This is a genomic window from Nocardia asiatica NBRC 100129 (assembly GCF_000308415.1).
GTDB classification, from domain to species: Bacteria; Actinomycetota; Actinomycetes; order Mycobacteriales; family Mycobacteriaceae; genus Nocardia; species Nocardia asiatica.
In genome coordinates this window covers 1-16,036 of record NZ_BAFS01000190.1, presented here as the reverse complement: position 1 = coordinate 16,036, position 16,036 = coordinate 1, and the positions used below count along the sequence as shown (strand labels likewise).

Below are 16,036 nucleotides of genomic sequence, written 5' to 3'. Positions count from 1 at the left end.
GCCGCTCCCGCCGCTGACCACCGACGAACTGCGCTGGCAGCGGCCTGGTCTTCGACCGCGACGGGGCCACCGTGCAGCGCATGGACGGCCAATTGCTCCCGGTCCTCGCCATGGTCGACGCCGATGCGCGCACCGTCGTCATGGTCGCGCCGCCGCCGCGCCGCCGGACGCGCGAGGCACAACACTTGGGCAGTTTCGGTTTCGACCGCCCCGCACCCGAGCGGCTGACCTTGACGGGGCAGCTCGCCGGGCAACCGGTCTCGGTCGCGCTGACGTCGGTCGCGCTCGACGACTTCCCGTTGCGCGGTCGCGGCTTCCACTGGGTGCAGGAATATCCGTACTTCCGCTGAGCGCGCGGCCCTCACGCCTCGAGATCGTCGGCGATCCCGATGTCCTCCTGCCACAACGCGGGGTGCTCGGCGATGAACCGGGTCATCAGATCGATGCAGCGCCGGTCTTCCAGGACGGTGACGGCGACGCCGTGCCCCGCCAGCCACTCGTGCCCGCCCGAGAACGTCTGCGACTCCCCGACCACCACCGAACCGATGCCGAACTGGCGGATCAGACCGCTGCAGTACCAGCACGGCGAGAGCGTGGTGACCATGACGGTCCGGCGGTAGTCGCGCCGCCGCCCCGCCGCGCGGAAAGCGTCGGTCTCGGCGTGCACGCTGGGATCGCCGGACTGCACCCGGCGGTTGCGTCCGCGCCCGAGCAGCGCGCCGGTGGCGTCGAACAGGGCGGCGCCGATCGGGATACCGCCCTCGGCGAGCCCGCGCAAAGCCTCGTCGTAGGCCACATCGAGCAGTCGTGCCGGTGTCACCCGCGTCATCGGTCCGCCTTTCCGAGCAGGACGCCTGTGCTTCGCAACCTACCGTCCGGACCTGCTCGAACGCTCGTTACCTCAGGTCACAGTAGGCGCTACGGACGTGGGTGCGTACACCGGACCATGCCCAGGGCACCAGCCGCGTGTGGCGGTCTCGCGTCCGCCCCGCCACAAGAGGGGAGGTTCGGCCTCTGTCGGCCCTCAAACGCCGATCGCGGTCCGCACGTGGTGGACCTGGAAGTCTTCGCATGGTTCCCGCGAATGCGGCGGGAAAGGATAGAGCCTGCCCGGTCGATTGCCGGTGCCGGAAGGCCACGCCGTAGGCTCGAAACTTGTGCCGAACACGTCAGACGCAACGCAAGACCAGCCCACCGGCGACCCGAACTACCTGGTCGGGCTCGATCTGCACGGACGGCGCGTCGTCGTGGTCGGCGGCGGGACGGTGGCGCAGCGCAGGCTGGGCCTGCTGATCGCTTCCGGCGCGGACGTGCACGTGGTGAGTCGCGCGGTCACGCCCGCCGTCGAGGGGATGGCGACTTCGGGGCAGATCACCGTCACGCTGCGCGAATACGCCGACGGCGACCTCGACGGCGCCTGGTACGCCATCGCGTGCACCGACGAGCCCGAGACCAACGCGGCGGTGGTCGCCGAAGCGACGCGGCGGCGGATCTTCTGCGTGCGCGCCGACACCGCGCGGCTGGGCACCGCGGTCACTCCGGCCACCGCGCGCTACGACGGGCTGACCCTCGGTGTGCTGGCGAGCGGACAGCACCGGCGTTCGGCGGCCGTGCGCAACGCTTTGCTGGAAGCCCTGCAATCGGGTGTGGTGAGCGACGACTCGACGCCGATCGCGCCGGGTGTGGCGCTCGTGGGCGGCGGCCCGGGCGATCCCGACCTGATCACCGTGCGCGGGCGGCGGCTGCTGGCCAGGGCGGACCTGGTGGTGGCCGACCGGCTCGCGCCGCCGGAACTGCTCGCCGAACTCGGGCCCGAGGTGGAGGTGGTCGACGCCGCGAAGATTCCGTACGGGCGGGCGATGGCGCAGGAAGCGATCAACAACGCGCTGGTCGAAGGCGCGAAGGCGGGCAAGTTCGTGGTGCGGCTCAAGGGCGGCGACCCGTACGTGTTCGGGCGCGGTTACGAGGAGCTGGAGGCCTGCGTCGCCGCGGGGGTCCCGGTCACCGTTGTGCCCGGCGTCACCAGTCCCATCTCGGTGCCCGCCGCCGCGGGCATCCCGGTGACGCACCGCGGCGTCACCCACGAGTTCGTCGTGGTGAGCGGGCACGTCGCGCCGGATCACCCGGACTCGCTGGTGGACTGGCCCGCGCTGGCCCGCTTGCGCGGCACCTTGGTGCTGATGATGGCGGTGGAGCGGATCGAACAGTTCGCCACCGCGCTGCTGGAGGGCGGGCGCCCCGCGGGCACGCCCGCCACCGTCATCCAGGAGGGCACGCTGCGCACCCAGCGTGTGCTGCGGGCCGATCTCGCCACGGTGGCCGCCCGGGTGCGGGCGGAAGGCATCCGGCCACCCGCGATCGTGGTGATCGGCCCGACCGCCGGCTTCTCGGCCGACCTCGTCGTTCCGCACGCCGACTCCGCCGCGGGATAGCGCGCCCAGGGCCGTCATGGCGACCAGCGCCGAGCCGATATCGCGGGTGGCGTGCGTCGACGGCGACTCGCCGGACCGCCGGGCACGTGCCTCGTCGCTGGTCCGGTCGGATCGGTGGGTGGGCGAGGACGCGGACGGCATCAATTACAGTGGCTCACTGTGCTTCGGAACCCCGCTGCGACGATGCAGTATCCAGTGACGCAGCGGGCCTTCGGGCTCGCGATCCTAGTCCTGAGCGGATTGCAGCTCATGGTCGTGCTCGACGGCACAGTGGTGATCTTCGCGCTGCCCCGGCTGCAAGAGGAGATGGGACTGTCCAGCGCGGGTAGCGCGTGGACGGTGACGTCCTACGGGCTCACCTTCGCCGGTCTGATGCTGCTCGGCGGCCGGCTCGGCGACGCGTTCGGCCGCAAGCGCATGCTGGTGGTCGGCGTCGCCGTGTTCACCCTCGCCTCGCTGCTGTGCGGGCTCGCGCAGAACCAGGCCATGCTGCTCGCGGCGCGGGCCCTGCAGGGCGCGGGCGCGGCGGTCGCGGCGCCGACCGCCTTCGCGCTCGTGGCGACGACCTTCGCGCCGGGCAAGGCGCGCAACCAGGCGATCGCGATCGTCGGCTCGATGGTCGGCATCGGATCCGTCGGCGGGCTCGTGGTCGGCGGAGCGCTGACCCAGCTGTCGTGGCGGTGGATCTTCCTGATCAACGTCCCGATCGGCGCGCTGATCATCCTCGGCGCGGCCTACAAACTCGCCGACACCGAGCATCACCGGTCGGCGCTGGACATTCCCGGCGCGGTGCTCGGCACCATCGCCTGCGCGGCGATCGTCTTCGGCGCCACCGAGGGGCCGGAGATGGGCTGGGGGCACCCGGCGATCATCGGTTCCCTGATCGCGGGCGTGGTGCTGCTGATCGTGTTCATCGCGCTGGAACGACGGATGGACGACCCGCTGCTGCCCTGGTCGCTGTTCGACAGCCGCGACCGCGTCGCCACCTTCCTGCTGATCTTCCTGGCCGGCGGCGTGCTGGGCGCGATGACCTTCTTCGTCGCCCAGTTCATGCAGAACGTCATCGGATACGGCCCGCTCAAGGCGGGTGTCGCGGCGATCCCGTTCACCGTCGGCATCGGCGTCGGCGGCGCGGTGGCCTCCAAGGCGGCGCTGTACATCGCGCCGCGCTGGCTGCTCGCGGGCGCGGCCGCCGTGCTCGGCGTCGGGCTGCTGTTCGGTTCGACCCTCGACGGCGAGGTGATGTACTTCGCGACGTTGCTGCCCCTGCTGGTGGTGATCGGCTTCGGCGTCGGCGTCGCCATGGTGCTCTCGCCACTGTGTGTGCTGGTGGGTGTGCCGCCGGCCAACATCGGCCCGCTGGCCGCGGTCGGCCAGATGTTCATGAACCTGGCCACCCCGGTGGCCATCGGCCTGCTCACCCCGATCGCCGCTTCGCGCACCCTGTCACTCGGCGGCCGCACCGAGAAGGTGGCCGGGATGACACCCGCCGAGATCGCCGCCCTGGGCGACGGGTACACCCTGGTCCTGTTCGTCTGCGCCCTGATCGCGTTCACGGCCGGCTTGGTCGCCCTGACTCTGCGCTTCACCCCCCAGCAACTCGCCATGGCCCAGCACGCCCAGGAAGAAGCCCAGCAGAAATAGGGGAGCGGTCGGCCGGGCCATAACTCCGTCTTGCTCTCTCACCACTGTGGCGGAGCGGGCGGTGTCGGCGGATGTGTTCGAGCCGCAGCCCGCATGGTCGTATGCATGGGTTGCAGGCCCGCTGCTGTCGGGCGTCACTGCGGAACGAGTGCGGGCGGTTCGCGCTCGCTCGGTCGCCGGCATGGGCCGAACTCAGGTCAGCAGGTGTCCCGGCCTTTGTGACCACAGGGCTCAACCACGTCGTTCGAGCGAAGCGAGACCGAGCATTGTCCGTTCGCGGCCCGGCTCGCGTCCGAGTGGCCGCCGCGTCCGCGACGCAGTCGCCAGCGGCGGTCGCTCGGACGCGAGCCACCAGGGGCCGCGAACACCCAGCGCCGCAGGCGCTGGAAATTAGAATCGTCCCGCTATTCGTCGGGGCGTCACTCGCACGATGATGCGTGGTCCGTCGTTGACGGAGGCCGGGTTGAAGTCCGCGTACTTCTGTCCGGTGTACTTCATGGACAGTTCGTCGGGCAGTGTCTTCTCCGGATCGGGGGTGATGGTCGCGCTGCCCCGGATCTCCGCGTAGACGTACGGGTTGTCCGGCGGGTTGATCAGTACGGTGATGCGCGGGTCGCGGGCGAGGTTCTTGCCCTGCTGGCGATCGGTCGTGGTGGAGAAGAGCAGGTCGTCGCCGTCGCGCGAGAGCCAGATCACGGTCAGGTGCGGTTGCCCGTTCGGTCCGATCGTGGCGGCGGTGGCGAAGACCCGCTCTTCGTCGAGGTACTTCTTCAGGTCGTCGGAGAGCACTGCGGTACTGGTCACGCTCTGAGCGAACAATCGGCCGCGCCAGCGCATTCCCGTCCGCCGTACGGGCCCTGGCGCACCTGTCGGCACCTACTTGTTCTGTGGGAAGCCCAGATTCAGCCCGCCGTGGCTGGGGTCCAGCCAGCGCGTGGTGACCGCCTTGGTGCGGGTGAAGAACCGCACGCCGTCGGCCCCGTGCGCGTGCGCGTCGCCGAACAGCGAATTCTTCCAGCCGCCGAAGCTGTAGTAGGACACGGGAACCGGGATCGGCACGTTGATGCCCACCATCCCGACTTCGACCTCGCTGTGGAAGCGGCGGGCGGCGCCGCCGTCGTTGGTGAAGATGGCGGTGCCGTTGCCGTAGGGGTTGGCGTTGATCAGCGCGAGCGCGTCGTCGTAGCTGTCGACGCGCACGATCGACAGCACAGGTCCGAAGATCTCGTCGGTGTAGACGCTCATGTCGGCGCCGACATGGTCCAGAATCGTCGGTCCCAGCCAGAATCCTGCTGCCGGGCCGTCGGCTCGCACGCTTCGCCCGTCGAGCACCACACGGGCCCCGGCGGATTCGCCCGCCGCGATGTACTCGGCCACCCGGTCGCGATGCGCGCGGGTGACCAGCGGACCCATGTCGGCGCCGCGAGCGCCGTCACCGACCTCGATGGTCCGCGCCCGCTCGGCGATCTTGCCGACCAGGTCGTCGGCCGTCGCGCCCACCGCGACCACCACGCTGATCGCCATGCACCGTTCGCCCGCCGAGCCGAATCCGGCGTTGACCGCGGCGTCGGCGGCCAGGTCCAGGTCCGCGTCCGGCAGCACCACCATGTGGTTCTTCGCGCCGCCGAGCGCCTGCACCCGCTTGCCCGCCGCGGTGCCGCGCTGGTAGACGTACCGGGCGACGGGAGTCGAGCCGACGAACGAGACGGCCTTCACGGCCGGGTTGTCCAGCAGTTCGTCGACCGCGACCTTGTCGCCCTGCACCACTGTGAAGACGCCCGCGGGCAGCTCGGCCTCGGCCCACAGCCGCGCCAGCCACAGGGAGGGCGACGGGTCCTTCTCGCTCGGTTTGAGCACCACGGTGTTGCCGGCGGCGATGGCGATCGGGAAGAACCACATCGGCACCATCGCGGGGAAGTTGAACGGTGAGATGACCGCGACCGCCCCGAGCGGCTGGCGGACGGCGAAGACGTCCACCGCGGCCGAGGCGTTCTCGGTGTAGCCGCCCTGGAGCAGATACGGCATGCCGCAGGCGAACTCGACGACTTCCAGGCCGCGGCTCACCTCGCCGGTCGCGTCGGCGACGACCTTGCCGTGTTCGGCGGTGATCAGTCGCGCGAGTTCCTGCTTGCGCTCGTTCAGCAGTTCGCGGAACCGGAACAGGATCTGGGTGCGCCGGGCCAGGGAGGTGTCCCGCCAGGCGGGGAAGGCCGCGACGGCGGAGTCGATCGCCGCTCGGGTGTCGGCGACGTTCGCCAGCGCGACCCGTCCGGTCACCGCGCCGGTCGCCGGATCGGTCACCGGCGCGGTCGCCTCGCCGGTGCCCGCGAAAGCCTTCCCGTCGATCCAGTGCGCGATGGTCTGCATGTCTCCTCGATTCGCTCGGTGAGCATCAGCGGTGCCGCGGGCTCTCGGAGGCTTCCGATTCAACGGCGGCGAGACGCGGCCCCGACCACTACGGTCCTGCACACAGCCTTCTCTGTACAGCGACGATCTGTACACCGTTTCGGCAGCGCCCTTCCGCAATCGCGCCATCTCGCGATTGTCGTGCGCAAGCGATTGCACGAGACTGTGCGAATGACGGTGGAGGAACGTGTGCTGGCCCGCTGGATCGAGCTGGCGGGGGAGCGCTCCGCCACGGTGGGTTCGGATCTGATCAGGCGCTACGGCGAGCCGCATCGGCATTACCACACGGTCGAGCACCTGGCGGCCGTGCTGGCGGTGATCGACGACTTGGCGCAGGCCGCGCACGACGTCGCGGCGGTGCGCTACGCGGCCTTCTTCCACGACGCGATCTACGCGGTCGATCGCACCGACAACGAGGAGCGCAGCGCCGAACTGGCGGAATCGGTGCTGCCCGCCGCGGGCGCGCCGCCGGAGCTGGTCGGCGAAGTCGGCAGGCTGGTTCGCCTCACCGCGACCCACCACACCGCCGCCGATGACCGCAACGGCAACGTGCTCTGCGACGCCGACCTGGCGATACTCGCCGCCGACGCGTCCGGCTACGCCGCATACACGCGGGCGGTGCGCGCCGAGTACCGGCACGTCCCGGACGAGCTGTTCCGCGCGGGTCGCGCCGCGGTGCTGCGAAAGCTGGCCGAGCAGCCGTACCTGTTCCGGACGCCCGCTGCCCGCCGCCGGTACGAGTCGGCGGCGCGGGCCAATCTCGCGGCCGAATTGGTCGCGCTCACCGGGGAACCGCCCGGCGCGCTCAGGTGATGATCAGAAGCTCGGTGGGCGAGGCGATCTCGGTGCGCAGACCGGCTTTGGCGGCCACCCGCGCGACGCCGCGTACGTCGGCCGGTTCGGCCCTGGTGAGCACCAGGGCCCGCGCGAGCAGGCCCTTGTGGTGCTTGTTGAAATGGCTCACCACCGTTCGTGACCCGTCCGGATGTTCGGTCAGCACGTTCGCGGTGATCGCGCCGGGCACCCGCCCCAGTTGCTGATAGGTGCCCGAGCGCAGGTCGACCACGAGTTCGCCCGCTGCCTCGGCGTGCAGCGCCGCGGCGAGTTCGTCGCGCCAGACGGCCGAGAGCGTCGGGAGGCCGGGCAGTTTGGAGCCGCCGGAGAGCCGGTAGGCGGGAATCGGGTCGCTCGCGCGGACCGCGCCGAACAGGGCGGAGCCGATGCCGAGCCGGGCGTTCGCCTTGGCCCGCTGGACCTTGGTGAACGAGCGCGCGTCGAGCGCGTCGTAGAGGACGCCGGTGTAGCGCTCCAGCGCGGGACGGGTCGGCGACGTGCGCAGCGCGGCGTTGCGGGCGATCTCGCCGTCGGCCCCCTTGCCCAGGCCCAGCGCGGTCCGCGAGCGTTGCGGGTCGGCCGCCAATCGCACCACTTCGTCGATCAGCCGCGCCCGCACCGCCGTGAGCTGCGGCATCGCCAGGGCGTCCAGCGCGAGCGGCGTCCCCGCGCCGCCGTCGGACTTGGTTTCGGAAGGAGGCAGCAGCACCAGCACGAACGAATACGGTAATGCGCTGGGACCGGCGTCCGGCCAGCGACTACCCTGTGCTTCCGTGATCACCCGCCTCTCCCGCCTGTTCCTGCGAACGCTCCGCGACGATCCCGCCGACGCGGAGGTGCCCAGCCACAAACTCTTGGTCCGCGCCGGCTACGTGCGCCGCGTCGCCCCGGGTGTCTACTCGTGGCTGCCGCTGGGCCTGCGCGTGCTGCGCAAGGTCGAGGACGTGGTGCGCGCGGAGATGGACGCGATCGGCGCTCAGGAGATCTCGCTACCGGCGCTGCTGCCGCGCGATCCGTACGAGACCACCAACCGGTGGACCGAGTACGGCGACGGCCTGTTCCGGCTGCGGGACCGCAAGGGCGCGGACTACCTGCTCGGCCCCACCCACGAGGAACTCTTCGCGCTCACCGTGAAGGGGGAGTACAGCTCCTACAAGGACCTGCCGGTCACGCTGTACCAGATCCAGACCAAGTACCGCGACGAGGAGCGTCCGCGCGCGGGCATCCTGCGTGGGCGCGAGTTCGTGATGAAGGACTCCTACTCCTTCGACCTGGACGAGGACGGCCTCAAAGCCAGCTACGACGCGCACCGGCAGGCCTATCAGCGCATCTTCGACCGGCTGCGGGTCAAGTACGTCATCGTGGCCGCCACCTCGGGCGCGATGGGCGGCAGCGCGTCGGAGGAGTTCCTGGCCGACAGTCCGGTCGGGGAGGACACCTACGTGCGCTGCCCGGAATCCGGCTACGCGGCCAACGTGGAGGCGGTGGTCACGCCCGCTCCCGAACCGCTGCCGATCGAAGGACAGCCGGCGGCCGTGGTGCACGACACCCCGGACACGCCGACCATCGCGACGCTGGTCGACTGGGCCAACGGCGCCGGGATCGCCGAGCGCTACGGCCGTCCGGTCACCGCGGCCGACACCTTGAAGAACGTCATGGTCAAGCTGCGTCACCCCGACGGGAAGACCGAGATCGTCGGCATCGGCGTCCCCGGTGACCGCGAGGTCGACGACAAGCGCCTCGGCGCCTCGGTCGAACCGGCCGAGGTGGAGCTGCTCACCGAAGCGGACTTCGCCGAGAATCCGTTCCTGGTCAAGGGCTATATCGGCCCGAAGGCGCTGCAGGCCAACGGAGTCCGTTATCTGGTCGATCCGCGCGTCGGCGCGGGCACCAGCTGGATCACCGGCGCCGACGAACCGGGCAAGCACGTCGTCGGTCTGGTGGCAGGCCGCGACTTCACCCCCGACGGCACCATCGAGGCCGCCGAGGTGCGCGACGGCGATCCCTCGCCCGACGGCAGGGGCACGCTGGTGGCGGCCCGCGGCATCGAGATCGGCCACATCTTCCAGCTCGGCAACAAGTACACCGACGCCTTCGAGGTGGACGTGCTCGGCGAGAACGGCAAGCCGGTGCGGCTGACCATGGGGTCCTACGGCATCGGCGTCTCGCGCATGGTCGCGGTGATCGCCGAGCAGCAGCACGACGACAAGGGGCTGCGCTGGCCCGCGGCGGTCGCGCCCTACGACGTCCATGTCGTGGTCGCGAACAAGGACGACGCGGCCCGCGCCGGTGCCGAGGACGTGGTGTCCGGCCTGCACGCTCGCGGCTTGGACGTGCTGTTCGACGACCGCACCGCTTCGCCGGGCGTGAAGTTCAAGGACGCCGAACTGCTCGGCATGCCGCTGGTGCTGGTGATCGGCCGCGGCTGGGCCGAGGGCAAGGTCGAACTGCGCGACCGTTTCACCGGCGCGACCGAGGAGCTTCCCGCCGCTTCGGCAGTGGACGCGGTGGTGGCCCGAGTCAACGGCTGATCAATCCACGACGGCCTCCGGCGGAATTCCACCGGAGGCCGTTCGCTGTCCGGGCGACGGCCGCAGCGCGATTCCGCGGGACCGTTCGCGCCGTGACCCATGGGCCGCTACCTACGCAACCGTAACCTATATTTGCTGGTCACAGATCCGCGGACCCCGCCGACGCTGCTGTTACCCGCTGGTAAGTTAACCGGCATGACAAACACCGACGCGCGGTTGTTCAACCCCGCCACCTATGACCCGCAGCAGTTCGACGCCGAGACGCGGCGCCTGTTGCGCGCCACCATCGAGTGGTTCGAGGGCCGGGGCAAGCAGCGTCTGCTCGCCGACGACGCGAACGCGGTGTGGACCTCGGACTTCCTCGACTTCGTGAAGAAAGAGAAACTGTTCGCCACCTTCCTGACCCCGGCGGCCTACGCCGACGGCGACCCGAACCGTCGCTGGGACGCCGCGCGCAACGCGGCGCTGTCGGAGATCTTCGGCTTCTACGGCCTGGCGTACTGGTACGCCGAACAGGTGACCATCCTCGGCCTGGGCCCGATCTGGCAGAGCGACAACGAGGCGGCCAAGCAGCGCGCGGCCGCCGATCTGGCCGCAGGGGAGGTGATGGCGTTCGGTCTGTCCGAGCAGACCCACGGCGCCGACATCTACAACACCGACCTGGTGCTCACGCCGACCGAGCCGGGCAGCGCGGACGCCGAGGCGGGTATCCTCTTCCGCGCCAACGGCGAGAAGTACTACATCGGTAACGGCAACGTCGCCAGCATGGTGTCGGTGTTCTCCCGGCGCGCCGATCTCGAGGGCGCCGACGCCTACGTCTGGTTCGCCGCCGATTCCCGGCACGAGAACTATCGCCTGCTCGGCAATGTCGTGCACCAGCAGATGTACGTCAGCACCTTCCGCCTGGAGAACTATCCGGTGCGCGCCGAGGACATCCTGCACACCGGCCCCGAGGCGTTCTCCGCGGCGCTGAACACCGTGAACGTGGGCAAGTTCAACCTCTGCCACGGCGGGATCGGCATGGTCGAGCACTCGTTCTACGAGGCGATCAATCATGCCAACAACCGCATTCTCTACGGGAACCCGGTCACCGACTTCCCGCACGTGCGGGCCAACTTCGTCGACGCCTACGCGCGCATCCTCGCGATGAAGCTGTTCAGCGATCGCGCGGTCGACTACTTCCGCAGCGCGAGCCTGGAGGACCGCCGGTACCTGCTGTTCAACCCGATGACGAAGTCCAAGGTGACCTCCGAGGGCGAAACCGTCATGACGCTGCTGCTGGATGTACTGGCCGCCAAGGGGTTCGAGAAGAACACCTACTTCGCCGAGGTGCAGCGGTTGATCAACACGCTGCCCCGGCTGGAGGGCACGGTGCACGTGAACGTCGGGCAAATCCTGAAGTTCATGCCGAACTACCTGTTCGACCCGCAGGACTACCCCGAGATCGGCACCCGGCAGGACGCGGCCGACGACGCGTTCTTCTGGCGCCAGGGCCCGGCCCGTGGCGCGGGCAAGGTGCGCTTCGCCGACTGGACGCCGATCTACGACAAGCACGCCGACATCCCCAACGTGGGCCGGTTCTACGAGCAGGCGCGGGCGTTGCGCACGCTGCTGACCTCGGCGGCGCCGGACGCGGCCCAGCAGAAGGACCTGGACTTCATGCTGACCGTCGGCCACCTGTTCTCCCTGGTGGTCTACGGCCAGCTGATCCTGGAGCAGGCCGCGATCACCGGTCTGGACCGCGACCTGGTCGACCAGATCTTCGACTTCCAGATCCGCGACTTCAACGCCTACGCGACCGCACTGTATGGCAAATTGTCGGCTACCCCGGATCAGCAGGGTTGGGCCGCGTCGGCGCTGCGGCCTCCGGTCGCCGATCGCCCGCGCTTCGACCGGGTCTGGGCGGAGGTGGCGTCCTACGACGGCGCGTACGAGATGCGGCCGTAGAGCCGCGCGGCGATCGAACGGCGGTCCAGGGCGATTCCCCGGCCGCCGTAAGCCTCTGCCGCTGCGGCGACCTCGGTGAGCGGCCGCCGCACCCGCTCGCCGTCGAGGCGGCGCAACGGATACCGGTCGTCGCCGCGGCCTGCCCGGCCGGGTCAGGCCTTGCCGGGGAACGCGATGGTGGGCGGCTCGGCGCCCAGGATCGACTGCCAGGTGGCCAGCCGGACGGCGGCTTCGGTGAGCGCCTCGACGCCGGTGCGCCGGATGGCCATGGACGCCGCGCGCTCGACCACCGACCGCCAGGCGACGGCCGTATCGGACTCGACCGTCACGGCCAGTCGCGCGGCGGCGATCGGATCGGTGACCGGAAACGGCGCCGTGTAGGCCGCGTCGGACGGCGGCACCGTCGCGCCGCCCAAGGTGAGGGCGTCCGCGGTGGCGTCGCGCCGGGCCCGGTGCGCGGCGGTGTGCTCGGCGATCAGCCTGGTGCGCTCCGGTGCGGCGTAGGCGGCGATCACCCCGTAGGCGTACACCGCGCCGTACTCGGCGTTCAGCGCGTCGACCAGCGCTTCGCGTTCGGCCTCCGTCATGCCAGCAACACCCCCGCGTGCACCGCGCAGGCGGCGCTGATCGAGGCGAGCAGACCGGCCCGGTAGCCGGACAGGGCGCGGGCCAGCTCGGCCGCCGATTTCCGGGATTCGGTCAGTTGCGCTCGCAGCGCGTCGACGGTGGGCGGCGCGGTGGGCGGCACCGCGCTGCCGGAAGCCACCGCCGAGGGACCGGATCCGTTGGCGCGGGTGCGGTGCACCGGCTTGGTGCCGTCGGCGTAGACGCCGATCACGCGATCCATCTCGGTGCGCAGAGCGTCGGCGTGGGCGGTGCGCTCGGCCGCGATCGCGGTCAGCGCGGCGTGCCGCTGAGGCGCGACGGCGATGGCCGCGCTCGCCGCGGCGGCGTCGGCGCGGGCCGCGATCTCCAGCGCGGCAAGGGGATCCGGCTCGTGCACCACGTCGTCGCCGGTGCAGCCGGTCAGGGCGCCGAGGGCGAGGACGCCGACCGTTCCGCCGCCCGCGAGGCGTAGCGCGCTGCGACGATCCAGCGTGGCGGGGCGGAGTTCGTGCCGGTCGGAAGGCATGCCGGAAGTGCGCCCGGCACGCGGCGGGGCGGGAAGGCGGATGGGCACGGCACCATCGTGCCAGATTCGCGGGGCGCCACCGCCAGGAGCGTCGGCCGTGGCGCACGAACTACTCGACCGCTGGTCCTTTACACTCTCGTGGCGCGTTACGCTAGACCTTCGGTAGAGAATTCTCCCGCCGCGTCACAACTGAACCAGGAGCCGCCCCACATGCCGATGCCGACCGAGGAAAGGGTGAGCCAGCTCGTAGCTGGTCTCGTGGAACGCCGAGGATTCGACCTCGAGGGCGTCGAGATCGCGACGGCGGGCAAGCGCGTGGACGCGCAGGCTCGGGTGCAGGTGACCGTGGATCGCGACACCTCCGATCTGGACGCGCTCGCGAGCCTCAGCACCGAGCTGTCGGCGCTGCTGGACGAGGCGGGGGATTTCGGCGAGACGCCCTATCTGCTGGAAGTCACCACCCCGGGCATCGATCGTCCGCTGACCGCCGACCGGCACTGGCGCCGGGCGCGGGGGCGGAAGGTGCGCGTCACCCTGCGCGAGGGCGCGCAGCCGCCGGAGGGGTCGGCGCGCTTCGAGGCCAGAGTCGGCGCGCTCACCGGTGATTCGGTGGCGCTGGTGCTCGGCGGCAAACGCGACCCGCACCGGGTGACGGTCCCGCTCGCCGACATCGCCACAGCCGTCGTCCAGATCGAGTTCTCCCCGCCCGGCGCCCGGGAACTGGAACTCGCGGGCGGAGTCGTTCCGGGGCGGCCCGCCCCGGGGCAGGAAGATGCGGTGGCGGTCGACGACGCCGCGGAGCTCCGAGGAACACCGAATGCACTCTCCGAATCCGTGACTGCGTCCGATTCGCCGACCGAAGGGATCGTGGAATGAACATCGAAATCGAAGCCCTGCGTGCGATCGTCGCCGACAAGGGGATCTCGATCGAGACCGTGATCTCCGCGATCGAGTCGGCGCTGCTGACCGCCTACCGCCACACCGAGGGCCACCAGCCCAACGCGCGCATCGACATCAACCAGAAGACCGGTGTGGTGCGGGTGATGGCGCGCGAAGTGGACGCCGACGGCAACGTGATCTCCGAATGGGACGACACCCCGGAGGGGTTCGGCCGGATCGCGGCGACCACCGCCAGGCAGGTCGTGCTGCAGCGGCTGCGCGACGCCGAGAACGAGAAGTCCTTCGGCGAGTTCTCCACCCACGAGGGCGACATCGTGGGCGGCGTGGTGCAACGCGACGCGCGCGCCAACGCCCGCGGCACCGTCGTGGTGCGCATCGGCAGCGAGCTGCACGGCACGGAGGGCTTGATCCCGCCCGCCGAGCAGGTGCCGGGCGAGACCTACGAGCACGGCGACCGGATCAAGTGCTATGTCGTCGGCGTCTCGCGCGGCCCGCGCGGTCCGCAGATCACGCTGTCGCGCACCCACCCGAATCTGGTGCGGCGCCTGTTCGCGCTGGAGGTGCCCGAGATCGCCGACGGCTCGGTGGAGATCGTGGCCGTGGCGCGCGAGGCGGGCCACCGATCCAAGATCGCCGTGCGCACCACCGTGCCCGGCGTCAACGCCAAGGGCGCCTGTATCGGGCCCATGGGGCAGCGCGTGCGCAACGTGATGAGCGAGCTGGCCGGCGAGAAGATCGACATCATCGACTACGCCGACGATCCGGCGACGTTCGTCGGCAACGCGCTCTCGCCGTCGAAAGTGGTCTCGGTCACCATCGTCGACGCCGAGGCCAGGGCGGCCCGCGTCGTGGTCCCCGATTTCCAGCTTTCGCTGGCGATCGGCAAGGAGGGCCAGAACGCGCGCTTGGCCGCTCGCCTGACCGGTTGGCGCATCGATATCCGCAGCGACGCCGCCCCCGACATGGGCGGATCCGTGCGAACGGAGGCGCATCGGAGTTGACCGGAGCCCGCCCGCGGAGTGCTCGGGATGACATGTTCGTAACTTCCGCGGGGGAGGGGTTCGGCGTTCCGAGCGTGGCAGCGGTAGAGTGGTCCAAGGTTCAGTCCGAGCCTTCGGTTCCAGTGCCCGACCGCACCACCGAGCAAGCCCCGGCGCCCCGGCGCCGAGCAGCTCCGGTGCGAACGTGTATCGGGTGCCGAAAGCGAGTACTGGCCGTCGATCTGTTGCGGATCGTGGCTCGGGACCGTGCGACCGGAGACGGCTCTCACGTCCTCGAGATCGTTCCCGATCCGCGGCGCAGACTTCCTGGACGGGGTGCCTGGATGCACCCCCTTTCGGCTTGTCTGCGCGCGGCAGAGCGGCGCCGAGCGATCGGCAGAGCACTACGAGTGTCCGGACATCTGGATATCTCAGCCCTGGAGCATTACCTCGAGAACAGGCACGAGCACTCATGAGCACACCGTGAAGTACCAACGATGAACGTCCATCGGAGATAACCCGAGGTCGTGCGGGCCGCCGTCGCCAGAACGGTGGGACTGCTCGACCTCTCAGTGAGGAGAGCAGTGGCAGGCAAGGCCCGCGTGCACGAGTTGGCCAAAGAACTCGGTGTCACGAGCAAGGAACTACTCGCAACGCTCAAGGAGCAGGGCGAGTTCGTGAAGTCGGCGTCCTCGACGGTGGAAGCGCCCGTCGCGCGTCGGCTGCGTGAGTCGTTCGCGGCGAAATCCGCCCCGTCGAACGGCAACAAGTCGGGCGCACGCCCCGGACCGTCCGGCCGTCCGGCCGCCAAACCCGCGGGCGGTGGCCCGCGTCCCGGTCCCCGTCCCTCGGCGCCCGCACCGGCGCCCACCGCGCAGGAGACCGCTGTCCCCGCCGCGCGCACCGGCGAATCCCCGGCCGTGAAGCCGGGCCCCGCCGCGCGTCCGGGGCCGTCCCCGTCGCCCAAGCCCCCCGCCCGGGAATCGGTCACCCCGCAGGCCGCATCGGCTTCGGGTGCCACGGCGAGTTCCGCGCCGGCTCCGGCGGGTCCGCGTCCGACGCCGGGTGGCCCGCGTCCCGGCCAGCAGCAGCGGCCCGGTGCGCCCACCCCGGGTGGTCAGCGCCAGGGTGGCGCCGCGTCCGGCCCGCGCCCGGGACCGAAGACCCCGCGCGTCGGTAACAACCCCTATTCGTCCGCTCCCGAGCGTCCCGCGCCGCGTCCGGCCCCCG

Annotated in this window: 16 protein-coding genes; 10 read left to right on the top strand and 6 right to left on the bottom strand. The window is 70.6% G+C overall.

Annotated elements, in window-relative coordinates:
• Positions 1 to 80 precede the first annotated feature (80 nt).
• On the top strand, positions 81 to 350 hold the full coding sequence (locus ON27_RS18300; RefSeq protein ID WP_043728584.1) for a hypothetical protein: 270 nt from the start codon (positions 81 to 83) through the stop codon (positions 348 to 350).
• 11 nt (positions 351 to 361) lie between these two features.
• Here the strand turns inward: ON27_RS18300 and ON27_RS18295 are convergent, their stop codons facing one another.
• Positions 362 to 805: a nucleoside deaminase gene (locus ON27_RS18295; protein ID WP_043728592.1), complete on the bottom strand. Its 444-nt coding sequence runs from the start codon at positions 803 to 805 to the stop codon at positions 362 to 364.
• A 352-nt stretch (positions 806 to 1,157) separates the two neighbouring features.
• On the opposite strand from ON27_RS18295, the gene cobA reads away from it, so the two are divergent.
• Positions 1,158 to 2,432 carry a uroporphyrinogen-III C-methyltransferase gene (cobA, locus tag ON27_RS18290; RefSeq protein WP_051046739.1) on the top strand — a complete coding sequence of 425 codons (1,275 nt, stop codon included), beginning with the start codon at positions 1,158 to 1,160 and terminating at the stop codon, positions 2,430 to 2,432.
• A gap of 183 nt (positions 2,433 to 2,615) precedes the next feature.
• On the top strand, positions 2,616 to 4,076 hold the full coding sequence (locus ON27_RS18280; RefSeq protein WP_043728579.1) for an MFS transporter: 1,461 nt from the start codon (positions 2,616 to 2,618) through the stop codon (positions 4,074 to 4,076).
• Between the two features lie 390 nt (positions 4,077 to 4,466).
• On the opposite strand, the gene ON27_RS18275 is transcribed toward ON27_RS18280, so the two are convergent.
• Both ON27_RS18275 and ON27_RS18270 read right to left on the bottom strand, forming a co-directional pair.
• On the bottom strand, positions 4,467 to 4,880 hold the full coding sequence (locus tag ON27_RS18275) for a PPOX class F420-dependent oxidoreductase (protein WP_043728585.1): 414 nt from the start codon (positions 4,878 to 4,880) through the stop codon (positions 4,467 to 4,469).
• Positions 4,881 to 4,952: 72 nt separating this feature from the next.
• Complete coding sequence (locus ON27_RS18270; RefSeq protein WP_043728576.1) at positions 4,953 to 6,443, bottom strand: CoA-acylating methylmalonate-semialdehyde dehydrogenase; 1,491 nt, start codon at positions 6,441 to 6,443, stop codon at positions 4,953 to 4,955.
• Between the two features lie 210 nt (positions 6,444 to 6,653).
• On the opposite strand from ON27_RS18270, the gene ON27_RS18265 reads away from it, so the two are divergent.
• Positions 6,654 to 7,295, top strand: a complete 642-nt coding sequence (locus tag ON27_RS18265) for an HD domain-containing protein (protein WP_043728573.1) — start codon at positions 6,654 to 6,656, stop codon at positions 7,293 to 7,295.
• On the opposite strand, the gene yaaA is transcribed toward ON27_RS18265, so the two are convergent.
• Positions 7,288 to 8,031, bottom strand: coding sequence for a peroxide stress protein YaaA (yaaA, locus tag ON27_RS18260; protein ID WP_043728568.1), 744 nt, complete (start codon positions 8,029 to 8,031; stop codon positions 7,288 to 7,290). The genes ON27_RS18265 and yaaA overlap by 8 nt on opposite strands.
• A gap of 58 nt (positions 8,032 to 8,089) precedes the next feature.
• Here yaaA and ON27_RS18255 point away from each other — a divergent pair, with 58 nt between their 5' ends.
• Together ON27_RS18255 and ON27_RS18250 are read left to right on the top strand one after the other, a co-directional pair.
• Complete coding sequence (locus ON27_RS18255; RefSeq protein WP_043728566.1) at positions 8,090 to 9,847, top strand: proline--tRNA ligase; 1,758 nt, start codon at positions 8,090 to 8,092, stop codon at positions 9,845 to 9,847.
• A gap of 195 nt (positions 9,848 to 10,042) precedes the next feature.
• Entirely contained in the window at positions 10,043 to 11,794 is a 1,752-nt protein-coding gene (locus tag ON27_RS18250) for an acyl-CoA dehydrogenase family protein (protein ID WP_043728562.1), read from the top strand.
• Positions 11,795 to 11,946: 152 nt separating this feature from the next.
• On the opposite strand, the gene ON27_RS18245 is transcribed toward ON27_RS18250, so the two are convergent.
• Both ON27_RS18245 and ON27_RS18240 read right to left on the bottom strand, forming a co-directional pair.
• Positions 11,947 to 12,381, bottom strand: a complete 435-nt coding sequence (locus ON27_RS18245) for a ferritin-like domain-containing protein (protein ID WP_043728558.1) — start codon at positions 12,379 to 12,381, stop codon at positions 11,947 to 11,949.
• Positions 12,378 to 12,974: a hypothetical protein gene (locus tag ON27_RS18240; protein WP_245560001.1), complete on the bottom strand. Its 597-nt coding sequence runs from the start codon at positions 12,972 to 12,974 to the stop codon at positions 12,378 to 12,380. Before ON27_RS18240 ends, ON27_RS18245 begins: the two co-directional genes overlap by 4 nt.
• Before the next feature lie 162 nt (positions 12,975 to 13,136).
• Here ON27_RS18240 and rimP point away from each other — a divergent pair, with 162 nt between their 5' ends.
• The 4 genes from rimP to ON27_RS18225 form a co-directional block, all read left to right on the top strand.
• The gene (gene rimP, locus ON27_RS18235) at positions 13,137 to 13,802 is read left to right on the top strand and encodes a ribosome maturation factor RimP (RefSeq protein WP_043728552.1); all 666 of its coding nucleotides are present in this window, start codon (positions 13,137 to 13,139) and stop codon (positions 13,800 to 13,802) included.
• Positions 13,799 to 14,827, top strand: coding sequence for a transcription termination factor NusA (gene nusA / locus ON27_RS18230; protein ID WP_043728549.1), 1,029 nt, complete (start codon positions 13,799 to 13,801; stop codon positions 14,825 to 14,827). Before rimP ends, nusA begins: the two co-directional genes overlap by 4 nt.
• Before the next feature lie 122 nt (positions 14,828 to 14,949).
• A complete protein-coding gene (locus ON27_RS41320; protein WP_245560000.1) occupies positions 14,950 to 15,282 on the top strand; it encodes a YlxR family protein in 333 nt (110 codons plus the stop codon).
• Positions 15,283 to 15,390: 108 nt separating this feature from the next.
• A partial coding sequence (locus ON27_RS18225) for a translation initiation factor IF-2 N-terminal domain-containing protein (RefSeq protein WP_043728545.1) occupies positions 15,391 to 16,036 on the top strand: 646 nt, incomplete at its 3' end.